This is a genomic window from Phycisphaerae bacterium, from assembly GCA_035275405.1.
Lineage (GTDB): Bacteria > Planctomycetota > Phycisphaerae > UBA1845 > UTPLA1 > DATEMU01.
Genome location: DATEMU010000014.1, coordinates 174418 through 191277 on the forward strand (window position 1 = coordinate 174418; position 16860 = coordinate 191277).

Below are 16860 nucleotides of genomic sequence, written 5' to 3' on the forward strand. Positions count from 1 at the left end.
AAAACGTTGGGCGACCGAACAGGGCGGACGCCGGCGGGTTAGACGTTAAGACGAACCTACTGTAGGGGTTCGGCGGGTTTCCTACAAGGTGAGTAGTAATCGAACAAAGCCTACGAACAGGTACCTACTTCGCGGGCCCTCCCGGCGAGTCCAAACCGGCCGCCGACGTGAAGACCAGGAGCAGCGCGGCAGGAAAGAGCTGGAGAATCAGCCGGTGGCCGGAGGTCTTGAGGTGCCAGACAAGGTCGAGGGGCGTCAGAAGGTAGATGGAGAAATAGCCCGCACTCATCAGGCCGACGACGACGAGGCAGCAGGTCAATCCTCGGCGGTCGGAGGGTTGGTGCGAGCGACCGACAAGAAGCCAGTAGATCGCCAGGAGCGGCCCGACGGATTTGCCGAATTCGAGGAGGGCCTTGCCGAAGAAGCGGGCGATCGTTGTGTAGCGGGCGGGATCGGCAAGGTAGGCGAGCATCTTTTGTGCGGAGAAGGCGGCCGCCAGGTCGTTGTCGGGGGCGAGCGTGACTTTGAAATAGATAATGATGGCGGCGATCGGCACCAGTCCCGCTATCCATGCCAGCAGCAGCCGACCGCGCGAACCGCGCGGGCCGGGCAGGATTCGGGCCAGCCACAGAGCGACGACCCAACAAAGCAGGAATAGAAGTCCTTCATTCTTCGTCCAGGCGGCGCACGCGGCGCAAAGGCCCGCCAATGCCAGGAGACCGGGCTCCTGATCGGGTCGTCGCGCGTGGAGGAATGTCAGGGCGAGCGTAGCCAGAATGAAAAACGACAGCGGCGTATCGGCGTACTGATAGGCGCCGTGGCGCAGGTAGTAGTCGGTGCTGAGCAATACCAGTCCGGCGAGCAATCCCGTCGTCGCTCCCCGAAGTTTGGCGATGACGCCGGCGACAAGACCGGCCGTGGCAAGGGCAAAGAGGATGGCGATGGTCGCGGGCACGACGGTCGATTCGCGGCCGACGTAGGCCCAGCTTCGGGCGATCGCGCCGGGCAGGAGGAGCGGGTAGTCGGGGTGCGACCAACTGAGCCGCGGGTCAAAGGCGTCGCGCCAGTGTTCGCCGCCGCGGAAGAGGAAGCGTGCGCGCATGTTCCAGATGGCCCAGCCGTCCCATTCGCCGTGGGGAGCGGCGAGCAACATGATGATGAGGGCCGCGACGCAGACGGGGATGCCGAGGAGGCAGGAGATTTGAACGATGCGGCGAAGGACAAGGGACGCCGCGAGCGATGGAGGCTCGTCGGCGACCATACGTGGCCCCTTCTTGCACCACAGTACGCCAGCCGCGATGAGGTAGATTGCGGATTCGGTAATTTGGTAGGTCCCGCCAGTGTCGCCGAAGAATACTCGCCACAGGAAGTAGCTGCTCGACGCAAGCCCCAACCCCAATCCGACGGCAAGTGGCCACCGCATGGCAAGATTCGCTCGGTGATGCGAGTCCGGCGGACCAACGGCTCGGACGAGCGCATACGCCGCGAGGATCGGAGCGGCGAGCGAGATGACGAGGGCAAAGATCATTTCGGCGCGCGGCGAAACAGCGTCACGCCGTCGCCGAAATCCTCGATGAGTTGGAGCTTTGGATCACCCGGCGGCTTCTGCGCGGGATCCGCGAGGTTGAAGTTGCCCACGACGAGCGGTCGATCGGTCCGGCGGGTCAGGACAACGGGCGCGAGGGCGTATTGGGTAGCGAAGAAGGGATCGAGATTGTCCTGCCAACGCGTGCCGGTCGAGCCGACGTAGCCGACAGGCTCGTGCGCCGGCAGATGTGGCCGGAGCGGTTCGAACCGGCGATCGTAGCGGCTGATGGCGTCGGTCGTCGGCATCTTGCGATAGCGCTTCCGCTCCTTCACAAAGACCCGATTACTGGAGATTAACGCGAAGGCGACGAGGAGACCGACGGCGACAAGGCGACGGATAAACCACGCACGGGCGACCGGCTGGGCATTCATGAAGGCAGACCCTCGGAAATCTGGACGAGGCGGAGCATAACACGAGGGCAGAGGGCTGCGAACTGCGATGGGTTTCAGGGCGGGGCCTCGAACCGTGGCGGCTCATCGCGATTGCAGCTATAAAGCCGTCATGGCGGCGGAAGAGGTCTATCACCATCGGACATTACCCAGCGGGATCGAATTCGCGGCCCTGGAGATTCCGGGGCGGCGGACGGCGGGCTATGAAATCCGCATCTTCGCGGGCATGGCCCATGAACCGGACGATCGGGGTGGTCTGGCGCGGGTCGTTGAGGACGCGATCACCAAGGGGACGCAGACCAAGACCGCCCAGGAAGTGACGGACGCGTTTGACGCTTTAGGGGCGCAGGCGGGGGCCGCAGTCGGCCGCGAATCGATGCTGTTTCGCTGTAGCTGTCTGCCGGAGTACCTCGACACGGCGCTCGCCCTGCACGCGGAGATACTGCGGGCGCCGACGTTTCCCGACGAGTATTGCCGGGTGGCCGTAGACCTGGCCCGGCAGGAGCTGACGGCATTGGAGGATGATCCCGGCGACTTATCGCGGAAGATCATGGGGCCGTCGGCCTTCGGCGAGCGGCTCGGGCGGCACGAACTGGGCAGCCGCGAGTCGCTGGATCGGATTGATCGCGCGGCCATTGTTGAGTATTGGCGCAAGTATTTTTCCGCAGCGCGGATGCAGGTGGCCGTGGGCGGAGCGGTCGATGTCGATCGATTCGCCGAGCGGGTGGACCAGCTTTTTACGGGATTCGGCGATCGCGAGAACGGCCGGACCACGTTCGCGGCGGAGTTTCGTCCCGGGTTTACCCACCATCCGAAGGAATTGGAACAGGAACACCTGCTCATGTGCTGGCCCGGCGCGGCCGTATCCGATCGCGACTATCCCGTCGAGCGACTGGCGCTGGCGATTCTTAGCGGCGGGATGAGTTCGCGGCTGTTCGCCGAGGTGCGGGAGAAGCAGGGCCTGGTGTATTGGGTGGGGGCGTGGGACGAACATCCGCGCGGGTCCGGGCGCGTGTTCATGGGCGCGTCGACGACCCCGCCGCGGTCCGACCTGACGCTGGCGACGCTGCTCCGCGAAGTGGACCGGCTGTCGGAGGACCTGACGCAGGACGAGTTGGATCGCGCCCGCGTTGGAATCGTCGCCAAGACCCAGACGCACGGCGACATTACGCGGGCCCGTGTGGGCGAATTGGGCGGGGATTTGTTTCATTACGGTCGTCCCGTGCCGCCGGCGGAGAAGAACGCGGCGCTTCAGGCCGTGACGATCGCCGACGTGAAGCGTTATCTGGCCGAGCACCCGCGCGATCCGTTGTGTGTATTGGCGCTCGGTCCCCGGCCGTTGGAGGTGGTCAGAACGAAATGAAGCAGACGGGCGAATTTTTCGAGCACCGGCTGGACAACGGCCTTCGCGTCGTCATCGAGCGGATGCCGCACATTCACAGCGCGGCGGCGGGGTTCCTCGTGCAGACGGGGGCCCGCGACGAGATTCCGGCGCTGGCGGGCGTTTCGCACTTCGTCGAGCACATGTGCTTCAAAGGAACACCGCGGCGGACGTGGCGCGAGATCACCGTCGACTTTGACAACATGGGGAGTACTTATAACGCGTACACCTCGAAGGAGCGGACTGTCTATTTCGGGTGGGTGCGCGTGGACGACCTGGAGCGGCAGATTGAGCTGCTCGCCGACATGATGGGCTCGATGATGCCGCCGGAAGAATTCGAGATGGAAAAGAAGGTGATCCTCGAAGAGATCGCCATGTCCGCCGATCAGATCGATCACTGCGTCTATGACCTGCTGCATGAGGACGTCTATGCCGGGCATCCGCTGGCGTGGCCGGTCCTGGGGACGACCGAATCGATCACGGCGCTGACGCGCGACCAGCTTCACGGTTACTTTGAAGATCGCTATCACCCGGCCAACATGGTCTTGATCATTGCCGGTAATGTCGATCCGGCACAGGCCATTGGATACGCCGACAAGATCTGCGGACGATGGGTCGGTCGATCACCGCGACCGGCCCGAGTCGCGCCACCGCGTTTGCGCCCGATGACGACGGCGCGGCGCAACGAGCGCTTCGGTCAGCAGGCCATCGCGCTCTCGTTCGACGCACCGTCCGCGGTGCATCCCGATCGCGAGGCGGCGGACGTCTTCGCTTCGATCCTCGGCGGTCATAATTCGCGATTCTATTGGAACATCATCCAGGCGGGCGTCGCGCCGCAGGTTTCGGCGGGGCGGCTGGATTATTGCGATGCGGCGATGATGGTGGTGTTCGGGTTCTGCGAACCGCCGCGGACTGAGGAAGTCCTCGACGCCATGCGCCGCGAGATCGACAAGATTACGAAAGAGGGCGTGACGCCGGACGAGGTGCAGCGGGTCAAGAACCGTTCGCGCACCGGCCTGACGACCGAGGCCGAGGCGCCTTACTACCGGCTCATGCAGCTCGTCAATGACATTGACGATTTCGGGCGGCCGCGCGACGTCGGCGAACGACTCGCGGCGGTCGAGGCGGTGACGCCGGAGTCGATTGCAAAGTACCTGCGGGACTGGCCGATGACCGGCAAAGGCTGCCTGACGAGCCTGGGGCCTCGCGACTGGCCCGGGGAAAGCGGTTCTCCAAGCTGAAAACGGCGGAGCACCGCCCATAATCGCGGCATTTGGCCATCGGGAGGGTTTGCCGGGATACCGATATTGAAATTGTTTTTAACGGAGTCCGTATACCCTTTATACCGGTGGCCAAGGGCGGCGCGGCGGGGAGTCATTAAGGCGACAAATGTCCGACTTACCAGCGAAGAACTTCAGCCCGCCGATCCTGCGGGTCGCCGATTTGCCTTCGGAGTCGAAGGTACCGGCCTATGCGCCGCGTCCATCCGACTCGCTGTCGCAGAGCGGGCGCGGCGCCGAGGTGCGCACGCGTCCCTCGCTCATCGTCGTCCCTCCACAGCCTTTCACGTTTAGAAAGATCGTCGGGTTTTTCATCCTCTCCATCGGCGTCATCCTTGCCGCCATGCCCTATGAGACGTGGATTCGATTGGTCGGTGCGCTCCCGGCGACGTACACGACCGAGATGTATCGTTGGATTGCCGCGGGGGTCTTCGCCGCGGCCGGGTTGCTGTTCATCCCCTCGCGGGCGGTCTCCGTCGTGGCGATGTCGGCGCTGTTTGCCGTGACGGCGTACGCGGCGGATCGCCTGCTTCATCATCGGGCATCGGGGTGGCTGACGGCTCATTTCGGAGCGGGCTTCGCGCGCTATATCCTGGCCATTGGGGCGCTCCTGTTCGGATATTGGATTCAGGCATGGTCCAGAACACGGATCAGCGCGCGCGGAGTGCTGGGGTTGGGGCTGACGCTGCTGGCGGCGTTTGGAACCATCTATGGCTGGTATGACTGGTCGCCGGTCGCCGAGCGGCTCGGGCCGGGCGTGATGAAAGTACTCAAGGAATGGGGCCGCGAGTGTACGTGGGCGACGGTGCTGGTGCTGACGGCGCTGGGCGTGTCGTCGTCGCGGACGCGGCCGATCCACTTTCTCATTGCGCTTCTTCTGGGGGCCCTGGCTTACTATTGCGTCCGCGAGGGCTACTCGCAGGTCCACAACTATCCGCAGCTCTCCACCACGGGCAAGATGATATCGGTCGAGTCTCTGAGCTATTCGAACGTCGATCTCTGGCGGTGGATCGTCGCCGCCGAGTTGACATTGCTGGCCATGATCCTGCTGCACCTGGCGGCCGGCGTCGGCGGGTTGTCGATGGCGATGGCCCTGAGCTGGATGATCTCGGGGATGGCGATCTATCATTCGCTGGGCAGCATGTCGCTCGTCCGCTCGATCAGTGATGCCGCATCGGGCGCGGGGCAGAGTCGCGTCGACCCGCTGGCGAATATGGGTATCCCGGTGGACCCGACCTCGCCGCGAGTCGCCAATCCTGGTCTCAAGACCGGGCGATGGCCGGTGCCGGCGGCGCCGCTCACAACGGTCGAACCGCGTGGTTTCAGAATGGACGCCTCTGTTCGGCAGGCGTTGATCCGCGAAGTGGCGCCGATGGCGCTGATGTTCCTGACGGCCGTTCTCGCGGGCATTCTGGCCGTGGCGGGTTTCAATCTCCTGTCGGATCACGGGGCTTTTCGAAGCCTCGTCAATTCGGCGCTGTGGTTTGGGTTCGGAATCGGCTTGACGGCGCTCGTGTGGGTGTGGCCGCGTGACGCGGATCGCTCGTGGGAGGCGTGGCTGGCCTCCTGGCGGATGTCCCGGTATCACGCGCATACGATCTGGCTGATATTCGTCGGCACCATGGCGCTGGTGTCGATGTTTTCCATGACGCGTGAGCGCCGCGCCTCAAGCTGGGTCCATCTGGGCGCCGCCGCGGCCTTCGTGGGAACGCTCGCGAGCCTGGCCACTTTGCAGATCCTCATTTCCTTTGGCGGTTTCGCTCGGTTGCCGGCGTGGGTCTATATCGTCGTCGCCATCGGTCAGTCGTCGATGGGTTGGATCCTGATGACGAATCTTTCCTTCGCGAAGCTGGGTTCGCCAAAAAGGGCTGTCGCTTGAAAAGAAATAATCGATCGCGAACCGCAACCCGCGCAACCAGAACTCGCGGCGTTCCTGGTTTCGCGCTTCGCGCTTCGGTCTTCATCCTTTTCTCGTTTGTCGCTTCGGGATGCAGCGTCGCGGATTTGAATACCTCGGAGCGGGCTTCCCGGGGGCTCGTGCTGGTCCTGCCGGGCATCGAGGGGCCCAGCGGGTGGAATTACAACTTGGCGCGCGGTTTGGCGGACGGCGGGGTAAAGGCCTCGATTGAGATATTTGACTGGGGCACGACCATCCCCGGCGGAATGCTGATCAACATCGCCGACCTTGAGCGCAACCAGCAGATGGCCGAGGCGCTGCGCGATCGCGTCGTGTCGTACAAGCGGGCGCATCCGGGCCGGCCCGTTCACATCATCGGCCATTCGGGAGGCGGGGGCATCGCCGTCCTCGCTGCGGAAAAACTACCCGACAATGTGCGCGTCACCAGCCTCGTCCTTCTCGCGGCGGCACTGAGCCCGGACTATGACCTTGGCCCCGCGTTGAAACACACGCAAAACGGCATCTTCAACTACTACTCGACCTACGATCGCTTTTTCCTCGACGCCGGTACCCGCGTGGCCGGAACGATTGACCGAAGCCATACCAGTGCGGCAGGGAGCGTAGGGTTCCGTCGGCCCCCAGGGAGCGATCCCGAGCTTTACGACAAACTCCATCAAATTGAGTGGGATAAAAATATGTCCTGGTCTGGTCATTGGGGCGACCATTTCGGATGGACGAATCCTGGGTTTGTGCGCCGATACCTGGCACCCTTGATTCACGAACTTGGACAAGGGGATAGTTATCCTTGATTCGCGACCGTAATGGGCGCTTTTTAGGCAAGAAGCGCCAATTAGGGGGTCGGAAATCATGAAATTCCATCGGGGGGATTCCAATTGACCCTCAAAGGTCGATACACTAGTCACTATGGGCTAATGGCGGAAAAGTAAGCTATCGACGGGGTGTAAATAGCGTGCTAAAATGATTTAGCGGCCCACTAAATCAACCCTCGCCGATGTTAACCGATTAGGCAGCCGTTGGTCTGATACTATTAAGTGTGGCGAGATGCAAACCGCCGTTGAGACAACGCGCATTCTTCTCTTGGCCCGGCCCGGATCGGTGGGGGACCAGATCGTCCAGCGGCTAGGGAGCGACGCTCAAATTCGCAGCGTCAGCTCCTTTGACGAGGCCTTGATCGCCCTTCGCGAAGACACGTACGACGTCGTTATCAGCGATCAAAGCGACTTCATTGCCCTCGAACGGGCGGCCGTCAACCAACAATCTGCGGTCATCCTTGAAAACATTGGGCAGGGGGTTTGCATCGTCGGTCTGGACGGCCGGCTGATCTGGGCCAATCCGAAGATGCGGAGCTACCCGGAAGACCTGATTAAGCAGGTCTGCGAGGTGTGTCGGCGTTCGTTTGGGGCGGACGCGGAGCCGGGCGGAGATCCGTCGCGTCGCGATTCTGATCGGGCGTCGATGCATCGGGCACGGCGCGTGAGCCTGACGGCGGGCCGGGACAATTATTTCGAAGTGACGATCACGCCGGTCATGAGCCACGAGGAACAGGTTCGCCAGGTGGCGGCGGTCGTATGGGATGTCACCAACAGCCGGCGGCTGCAGAAGAAACTGGATGCGATCGACCTGGCGGGTCGGGAGCTGGTGCGGCTCGACGCCGAGAAGATGGCGGGCATGAACGTCGAGGAGCGGATTCAGCTCCTGGAGCAGAAGATGCTCCGGTACATGCACGATCTTCTGCACTTTGACGACTTCGCGGTCCTGCTGATCGACAAGAAGACCAACCGGATGGAATTCGTCCTGCAGCACGGGATGACGCCGAAGGTGCAGGATTACGACATTTTCGCGTCGACGGAGAGCACCTGCATCAGCGGGTACGTGGCGGCGACGGGGCGCAGTTACATCTGCCACGACACGTCCAAGGATCCGCGGTACTTGCAGGGTCTGGAGTCGGCCCGCAGCTCGCTCACGGTGCCGATTCGCCTGGATCACGAGGTGATCGGCGTCTTCAACATTGAGTCGGCTCAACTGGCCGCGTTCAATGAAGACGACCGGCAGTACGCGGAGATTCTGGCACGCTACGTCGCCATCGCGCTGAACATTCTGGATCTGTTGATCGTCGAGCGGCGGGAGGCCACCGGTTGCCTGGCGGACGACGTGATCGCGGAGATCTCCGGCCCGCTGAACGACATCATGACGGAAGCGAGCGGCCTGTGCGAGGAGTACATCGGCAACGACGATCTTCGTCATCGCCTCAACGCCATCTGCGATCACGTGACGGAGATCAAGCAGAAGGTCAAGGACGTGACGACGCCCAAGGGGGGCATCCTCGGCCGGGGCGAAAGCGGCGTGACGAGCGATCCCATTCTGGGCGGCAAGCGCGTCCTGGTCGCTGACGACGAGCAGACCATCCGCGAGACGATCGCCGGGGTCCTGCGCAAGGCGGGCTGCTCCGTGGAAGTGGTCGCCGACGGGGCCGAAGCCATCGCGCGATTGGACAGCGGAAGTTACGACCTGCTCGTCGCCGACATTCGCATGCCGATGAAAAACGGCTACGAGGTTTTCGCTCACGCCCGCGATCGTCAACCCGACATTGCGGTCATTCTGATGACCGGGTTCGGGTACGATCCCAACCACTCGATCGTGCGGGCCCGAAAAGAGGGGTTGAACGCGGTGCTGTTCAAGCCGTTCAAAGTCGACCAACTTCTTGGGGAGGTCCGATCCGCCTTCCAACCCGCCGAGACAAGGGAATAGGTCGTTTCGACTGATCGGCCGTGTTGGTCGCGGTTCTGCGACTTGGCCCCCCGGCCCCTTTGCCCTTTTAATGTCCCCATGAAACTGCGTTGCCCGCGCTGCAAACAGAAGCTCAATGTCCCGGAGAAGCTGGGGGGCAAGACGATTCGTTGTCCGTCGTGCAACCGGGCCTTCACGGTTCCGGTGGCGCAGGCCGGATCGGGCGCGGCCCTCGACGCGTCGCGGATGGATCTGGAGGGTCTGGCCAATCTGGAAAAGCAGTCGTCGGGGATGTCCGACGCGGACCTTTCCGAGGTGCTGGCGGCCGAGGCCCAGAAGAAAAAGGCCGCGCCGGCGGACTCGAAGATGCGCGCCTGTCCCAATTGCGGCAAGGAGATGCGCATCGTTGATCCCTATGTGGAAATACTTTGCTCGCACTGCTGGAACCCGATCCCCGCCCTGGTGCAGGGGTCTTCCGCGACCACGACCATTCGCGGGGGCAAGGGGCGCCGAAAATCGACGGAAGGCGCGGCGGGGTTTTACGGCGACCTGGCGAACTGCGTCGCCTATCCCCTGCCCGCGCTGGGATCGCTCCTGACCGCGTCGGGCCTCGCCGTGGCCGCGGGACTGTTGCCGGTGGCGGCGATGACGGCGATGGCCAACTTGATGCAACAGGGCGCGGTGGGGACGGATCAGGGAGTTCAGAAGGCGGACTTGTCGAATGTGCAATTGATCCTGATCGGCATCTTCGCGGCGGAGGTTTTTTTCTTCACGGCCATCGCCATCCACGCTTTTATCGATGTGATCAAGACGACCACGACCGGCACGGACGCGCCGCCGAATTTGTCCTGGGGCCCGTCGGCGTGGGGCAAGAGCTTTCTGGGGTACGTGACGCTGGTGGCGTATGCGGTGGTGATGACCTATGTGGTGCTTCTGCTCACGGTGGGGGATCCGTGGGAGATGATCCGCGCCGGGCGAGTGGTGGAGATGTTCAAGTCGGGGGGCACGGCGCTGATCGTGGGGATGGTCGTGGTTTCATTCGGCATTCCGATGAACCTCCTGGGCTTTGCCCTGGGCAACATCGGGCAGGCGCTCAATCCGGTCAACGTGGTCAAGTCCATCGGCCGGACCCATGCGCATTACGCGTTTCTCGTCGTTCTGCTGTCGGTCTATGGCGCCCTGTTCGGCGCGGCGTTCATGGCGATTGTCTTTGACTGGCTGATTCCGCAGATCGGGAAGATGCGGGCGGGCTCGGCGGAGGGCGATCTGGTGCAGGTGGCGCTGGCGTTGCTGACGTGGGGGGCGGTGATGCTGTTCTATTTCTACGGGACATACGTATTGGCGCGGATGCATGGGCTGTTTGCGCGGAGCTTTCGGAAGGACTTGTTCTTTGGGACCGGTTGAAGGCGAATGTGGAAGTCGGAATTCGGAATGCGGAATGGGAAGAGGTTCACCACCGAGAGCACAGAGGACACAGAGATTATTTTTGTTTGGTGGAACCAGACGGAACTGGCCGGAACCGCAGATGGCGCTGATGGACGTGGATGGGTAAGGGCGGAGCAGGCGAGCAGTAGAGCAGGCGACCCCAGGAGGGGGAGGGGGGGCGAAATTGAGCGAAATTGAACGAACAATGATCCGCAGATGGCGCCGATCGGCGCGGATGGGGATGCAGCACAGCGGCGCAGATTTTTTCGAGGCGCAAACGAGCGCCAACGAGCGCAATTTGAAGGCCTGAGGCTTGAGGCTTGAGAGCGCGAGGGCGGGCGGCGCGCAGAGAAAAAAACGATGTGGTTGAATTGGGCTGACAAAGTTGAATCCTCGATGCATGGGTGGGGAATCTCCGATCTCACGAGCCGTAAGCTATGAGCTTTAAGCCGTAAGCTGAACCAATGCGGCGGCTTCGCAGCTTTTTTTGTCCCCTGCCCAGTACTCGTGCTCATCGCTCCCTCATGTCCGCGCTTTTCGCAAAAAAAAATGTAAGTTACTTTTTGGCCCGCACTTGGAAGAAATAAATTTTGGGAAAGGGCCCCCCGTTCCCCAGCATGGCGTCCGACGCGGTGACGCACGCGGAACAGGAAGGAATCGAAAATCGGCATTGTGACCCCCAAAGTGTGGTACAATCGCGGAACACGTCGAGGGCTACGTTATTGGCGACATGGTGGAGGTAATCCCATGAACCCGATTACTTTTCAATTGAAAGTGTCGTGCTTCCAGCGAGTCGCGGCGTGTGGATTTCTGCTACTCCTCGCCGAGACCACGTCCGTACACGGCCAATGCACCCCGGAGGAACTTGCCCAGTCCAAGCTCCTCGCCAACGACGGGGTGAACGGTGACCTCTTCGGCTACTCGGTTGCAGTCTCGGGCGACACGGCCATAGTCGGCGCTTGGGGCCACGACCCCCCGAGTACTCCGTATCTCAGTGGTGCGGCTTATGTCTTCGTCCGCGACGGTGTTGGATGGATTCAGCAGGCTAAGCTGACGCCCACTGACCAGGGATATCAGGACCGGTTCGGTCATTCAGTCGCGATCGATGGCGACACAGCCGTGGTCGGGGCAGTCTCCGCCGGAAATTACGCTGGAGCGGCGTACGTCTTTGTCCGCTCCGGAACCGTCTGGACTCAGCAGGCCAAACTCACCGCCTCCGATGCAGCGCCGTATGACAGTTTCGGCAACTCGGTAGCGCTCTTCGGCGACACGGCAGTTATCGGGGCGGACAACGGAGACAACTCGGGGTTCAAGACCGAGGGCCCCGGCTCGGCCTACATCTTCGTCCGCTCTGGTGGCATCTGGACTGAGCAGGCCAAGTTGACCGCAATGGATGGAGCAATCGGAGACGCATTCGGCCACTCCGTCTCAGTGTCGGCCGACACGGCGGTGGTTGGAGCCTGGCTCGACGACCACGCGGGCGGGTCCAACGCCGGCTCGGCCTACGTCTTCATCCGCTCTGGTGGGGTGTGGACCCACCAGGCCAAGTTGACCACCTCCGACGCGGCCTGGTTTGGCTACTCCGTGGCGCTGTCGGGCGACACGGCGCTGGTCGGGGCCAGGTTGGCGGGCAACGCCGGCTCAGCCTATGTCTTCATCCGCTCCGGTACCCTGTGGACTCAGCAGGCCACTCTGACGCCCTCCGATGCGTCGGCAGACGATTTTGGTTTCTCCGTCGCGGTCTCGGCCGACAAAGCCGTGGTCGGTGCGCGGCTCGAGGGCGATGGAAACGAAGGCGCAGCCTACGTCTTCGCCAAGCCACCCACGGGTTGGATCAACATGACGGAAACGAGCAGGCTCGTCGCTTACGATGCGTCCGCTCACCAGGAGTTCGGTGTCTCTGTTTCGATCTCCGATGACACGACGATAGTCGGTACTTACCAATACAACAGCAGCTACCCAGGCACGGGCTCGGCCTACGTATTCGGAGACCGCGACGGCGACGGGGTGGACGACGTATGTGATAACTGTCCGCTCAACACGCCGAATCCGGACCAATTAGATATCGATGACGACGGCATCGGCGACGCCTGTGAACATGATGAAGACGAGGATGGCGTGCCGAATGCATCGGACAACTGCCCCAGCACGCCGAACCCAGGACAGGACGACGCCGACAGCGACGGGATCGGCGACGCCTGCGACAATTGCCCGGATGCCTCCAATTCCGGCCAGGAAAATGCCGACGGCGACGCCGCCGGCGATGCCTGCGACGATTGCCCGAACGACCCCAACAAGATCTTGCCGGGGGCCTGCGGCTGCGGCGTCCCCGATGTAGACGTGGACTCGGACGGGGTGCCAGATTGCGCCGACAACTGCGCAGGTGTGTTTAATCCCGGACAAGAGGACGATGATGGCGATGGAGACGGCGACGTGTGCGACAATTGTCTCGACGTGTCAAATCCCGCACAGGAGGATGCGGACTCCGACACCATCGGCGATGCTTGTGACAATTGTCCGAATAGCCCCGCCGTCGACTGCTTTCCTCCCGATCCCGATCCCATGACCTTCGCGTCGCCGCCCGCACCGCTGGGCCTGACGTCGATCACGATGACGGCCACCACGGCGACCGACGCCACCACGCCGCCGGTTCTGTACATGTTCGAGTGCACCAGCGCCTCGCCCGGCGGAACGAGCAGCGGCTGGCAACCGGGCGTGGGTTACACTGACACCGGTCTTTCGGTGAACATGCCGTATTCCTATCGGGTCGCGGCGCAGGACAGTGTGACGCCGACGCCCAACCAGACGGCTTTTTCGGAGGAGGTGTTCCTCTCCACACCCATCGAATCGCCGCAGGGCCTGGCCACGGGCGTCGTGGGAGTTGATTTTGTTGAACTCGTGGCGCTGGGAACATTCAGCAATCTCACGGAGGGCCAATCGGGCCTGTACTTCGATTCGCTGACGCCGGGCGGCGATACGGGGCTCAATGTCTGGGTGCAGGGGACGATGGCGACGGCGACGGGCCTGACGCCGGACACGGACTACGAGTTCGTGGTCAAGGCGCGAAACCGCGACGGCGTGGAGACGGTCCTGACCGATCCGATCTCGGTGCACACCTATTGGATCTCGGGAGACTGCAACAACGACGGGTCATTCACGGTCGAGAGCGACCTGGACTGTATCGTCGACGCGTTGCTGGGGATCGAGACCAGCCCGCCGGGCGGCGCGCACCGGATCGACCTGAACTACAACGAGGTCACCGACGGCGAAGACATCCAGTTCATCGTCGATTGCCTGCAATTTGGCGGATGCTGACACCTAGGCCAGCTACGCTCGGGCCTGAATCTCAACTGCAACGTCAACGGTTTGGACGTCCGGCAGGGGCGCCGGACGCTATGGCAATGAGGCAGGCCTCCGCGTTTCAGTATTACCATCGCGCTACGCATCGCCGCAATGTAGGTTCAAGTTCATCCGTCCGCTCATTGCTCGCCGATAGGAACCTCGCCGCCTTGCCCCACTACGGCCAGGTCTTCAACAGGGAACGCCTTTGATCCAAGGATCGAACAGCGGAACGACCGATCGGCAAGACGCCGCGCCGCGGTGCCTGGGGCTGGTTACGGCGCGAGGGGGGTCGAAGGGCATTCCGGGGAAGAACATTCGCGTTGTGGCGGGTAAGCCGCTGATTGCGTGGACGCTGGAGGCGGCGCGAGATGCGGCGACGCTGGATCGGGTCGTGGTCTCGACGGATGATACCGAGATCGCGGAGACGGCGCGGCGCTGGGGGGCCGATGTGCCGTTCTTGCGACCGGCGGAGTTGGCGGGCGATGCATCGCCGCACATCGATGTCGTGCTCCATGCGCTGGCGTGGCTGGACGAGCACCAAGGCTATCGACCGGACTATGTTGTGCTGCTACAGCCGACGTCGCCGCTGCGGACGGCGGGGGATATCGACGCGGCCGTGAGTCTGGCGCGGGCGCGAAATGCGGATGCCGTCGTCAGCGTCTGCGAAACACACGATCATCCTTATCTGGTTCGGCGGCTATCCGTTGACGGCCGGTTGGAGGAGTTTGTTCCCTGTCCATTGGCCTACGCCCGGCGGCAGGACCTGCCGGCGGCGTATGCGCTCAACGGGGCGATCTACGTGAACCGGCGGGAGTCGCTGGCGAATACGAAATCCCTGTGCCCGGCGGGAGCATGGGCGTATGAGATGCCGGTGGAGCGATCGCTGCAAATTGACCGGGAATGGGAGTTGCGCCTGGCAGAATTTGTGTTGGGAGCAGCCAGGGCATGAGCAGGAGCCGATTTGGCGGTCGGCCGCGCTGTGCGAAGGCAAACACACTTTTTTCGCCGTTTTTTAGGACGCGGACCCTTGTTCGCTTGTTCCGGAAGTGATACACTAAGGTCGTGTAATCGGGATGGGGTAAGCTCTCGTCATTGGGAATTCAAAGTTTTTGCAGGTTGGGCATCGACAGCAATACCGCGAGTTGGGCGGGTTTGTCAGCCTTTTCGATTTGACCAAAGGAGTCAGCATGGATTTGCGAAACCCTCGAATCCACTTCTCTATCTTGTCGTTGAGTCTGGCGATGATGGCGGCGGTTACGCCCCCTCGCGCCTCGGGGCAATGTCAGGTGTCGACGAACGCGGATGTGATCGTCGGCGAGCTGGGGAACAACCCGTCGAACCCGCCGCATATTTCGAATTTCACCAGCGCGGGCGGGATCGAGGCGTTTTCGGTGGGGACGACGTCCTGCAACATCGGGACGTTCTGGCTCAACTGGCTGCAGTCGCCGAACGCCAATCATCCGGTGATCAGTCAGAACTTTTTCCGCCTCCGTCGCGAGGCCGCAGGATACAACACCTTTGAGCAGCTTGGTCAAAGCTGGCTCAAGCATGGCTTCTTCGCCCTGAGTGAGAACGCCTGCTGCAATAACTGTTCCGGGACCGACGGCACACACCTGGGCGTCGGTTGTTCCGATCCTTACAACTCAACGCGAAATGCGAGTCAAGCGGGGCTCGGCCCCAAATGGCAGGTGAACGCGACGACCGGGGTGCATATTCACCCCATTGCCAATCCCGCATGGGCGGGCACTGTCGCTCGACGGTTGCAGATCAAGACCCCCGACCTGGCGGTTTCGGACGGCGGCCAGCCGATCACGTCTCAGCCTCGATTCTACGTTGAAGCTCAGTATGTAGCGGCGGATGATGCCGCCAACAACAACAAGAATAATAACGCTTCCTATCGCCCGATCGCGGTGAGCGGCAGTGACGCGGCATGGACCTTCACGCAAATCGGATCGACGCAGCGCCAGCAGCCGGGGATTCGCGCCTGGAAGGATTTTGACCCGACCGTCACGGAGACGGACGTCATCGTCGAGGAAGCCGGCGGAATGACGGCGCTCGTGATCGTCGCCGCGCAGGCGACCGATCTGGGCGGGGGCGTTCACCACTACGAATACGCGATTCAGAATCTGAACTCGGACCGTTCGGTGAGGACAGTAAAGGTGCCGGTGTCGCCGTACGCCACGGTTACCAACGTCGGATTTAACGATGTGGACTATCACAGTGGCGACGGCAGCGGGAATATCACGACGGACGGCACCGATTGGGCCAACACCGTCGGCGGCGGCACGATTCAGTGGGTCGTCGTTGATGTCGCGCCCGCGGACGACAATGCGCTGCGCTGGGGGACGCTTTACAACTTCCGCTTCGACTGCGACCTGCCGCCGACCACGGGCGATCTTACGCTCGGTCAGTACAAGGCCGTCAACAATGAAACGGCGTCCACGGTGGTGCCTTCGGACGTCACGTGCCTGCGGGGGGACCTCAACGACGACACTATCGTCGATGCACTCGATATTCAGCGTTTCACGGATCGACTGGTTGGCGGAGGAGCGACGTCGAAGGAGAAATGCGCGGGCGATCTCGAGGGAACGCCCGATTTCGTGATCGACGCCGACGATATGGAGCCGTTCGCCGACTGCGTGTTGAACGAGGGCTGTTGATTCCTTTCGCGCTGGGAACAATTCCCATCAGGTTGCAGCAACCCCTCCCGGCGGCACAACCGCCGCCATGCAGGCCGCCCTGAAATAGGTGGCAATTGTCCCTAATCATCCGGTGACTGTTCCTGACTATCTAGCTGGGGTGATCCTCCT

At 62.4% G+C, this 16860-nt stretch carries 11 protein-coding genes; 9 read left to right on the forward strand and 2 right to left on the reverse strand.

The window, feature by feature from the left end; genetic code table 11:
* Positions 1-124 precede the first annotated feature (124 nt).
* Positions 125-1528 carry a hypothetical protein gene (locus VJZ71_17255; GenBank protein HKQ49825.1) on the reverse strand — a complete coding sequence of 468 codons (1404 nt, stop codon included), beginning with the start codon at positions 1526-1528 and terminating at the stop codon, positions 125-127.
* Positions 1525-1959 carry a hypothetical protein gene (locus VJZ71_17260; protein HKQ49826.1) on the reverse strand — a complete coding sequence of 145 codons (435 nt, stop codon included), beginning with the start codon at positions 1957-1959 and terminating at the stop codon, positions 1525-1527. Before VJZ71_17260 ends, VJZ71_17255 begins: the two co-directional genes overlap by 4 nt.
* A 94-nt stretch (positions 1960-2053) precedes the next feature.
* Between VJZ71_17260 and VJZ71_17265 the strand changes: the two genes are divergently transcribed.
* From VJZ71_17265 to VJZ71_17305, 9 genes are all read left to right on the forward strand, one after another.
* A complete protein-coding gene (locus VJZ71_17265) occupies positions 2054-3340 on the forward strand; it encodes a pitrilysin family protein (GenBank protein HKQ49827.1) in 1287 nt (428 codons plus the stop codon).
* Entirely contained in the window at positions 3337-4599 is a 1263-nt protein-coding gene (locus VJZ71_17270) for a pitrilysin family protein (GenBank protein HKQ49828.1), read from the forward strand. Before VJZ71_17265 ends, VJZ71_17270 begins: the two co-directional genes overlap by 4 nt.
* 148 nt (positions 4600-4747) lie before the next feature.
* Complete coding sequence (locus VJZ71_17275) at positions 4748-6517, forward strand: hypothetical protein (protein ID HKQ49829.1); 1770 nt, start codon at positions 4748-4750, stop codon at positions 6515-6517.
* A gap of 125 nt (positions 6518-6642) precedes the next feature.
* Positions 6643-7344: an alpha/beta fold hydrolase gene (locus VJZ71_17280; GenBank protein HKQ49830.1), complete on the forward strand. Its 702-nt coding sequence runs from the start codon at positions 6643-6645 to the stop codon at positions 7342-7344.
* A gap of 253 nt (positions 7345-7597) precedes the next feature.
* Positions 7598-9304 carry a response regulator gene (locus tag VJZ71_17285; GenBank protein ID HKQ49831.1) on the forward strand — a complete coding sequence of 569 codons (1707 nt, stop codon included), beginning with the start codon at positions 7598-7600 and terminating at the stop codon, positions 9302-9304.
* A gap of 78 nt (positions 9305-9382) precedes the next feature.
* Complete coding sequence (locus VJZ71_17290) at positions 9383-10687, forward strand: hypothetical protein (GenBank protein HKQ49832.1); 1305 nt, start codon at positions 9383-9385, stop codon at positions 10685-10687.
* 768 nt (positions 10688-11455) lie between these two features.
* Entirely contained in the window at positions 11456-14023 is a 2568-nt protein-coding gene (locus tag VJZ71_17295; GenBank protein HKQ49833.1) for a thrombospondin type 3 repeat-containing protein, read from the forward strand.
* Between the two features lie 232 nt (positions 14024-14255).
* Entirely contained in the window at positions 14256-14999 is a 744-nt protein-coding gene (locus VJZ71_17300) for an acylneuraminate cytidylyltransferase family protein (GenBank protein HKQ49834.1), read from the forward strand.
* A 238-nt stretch (positions 15000-15237) separates the two neighbouring features.
* Entirely contained in the window at positions 15238-16710 is a 1473-nt protein-coding gene (locus VJZ71_17305) for a hypothetical protein (GenBank protein HKQ49835.1), read from the forward strand.
* Positions 16711-16860: the final 150 nt, after the last annotated feature.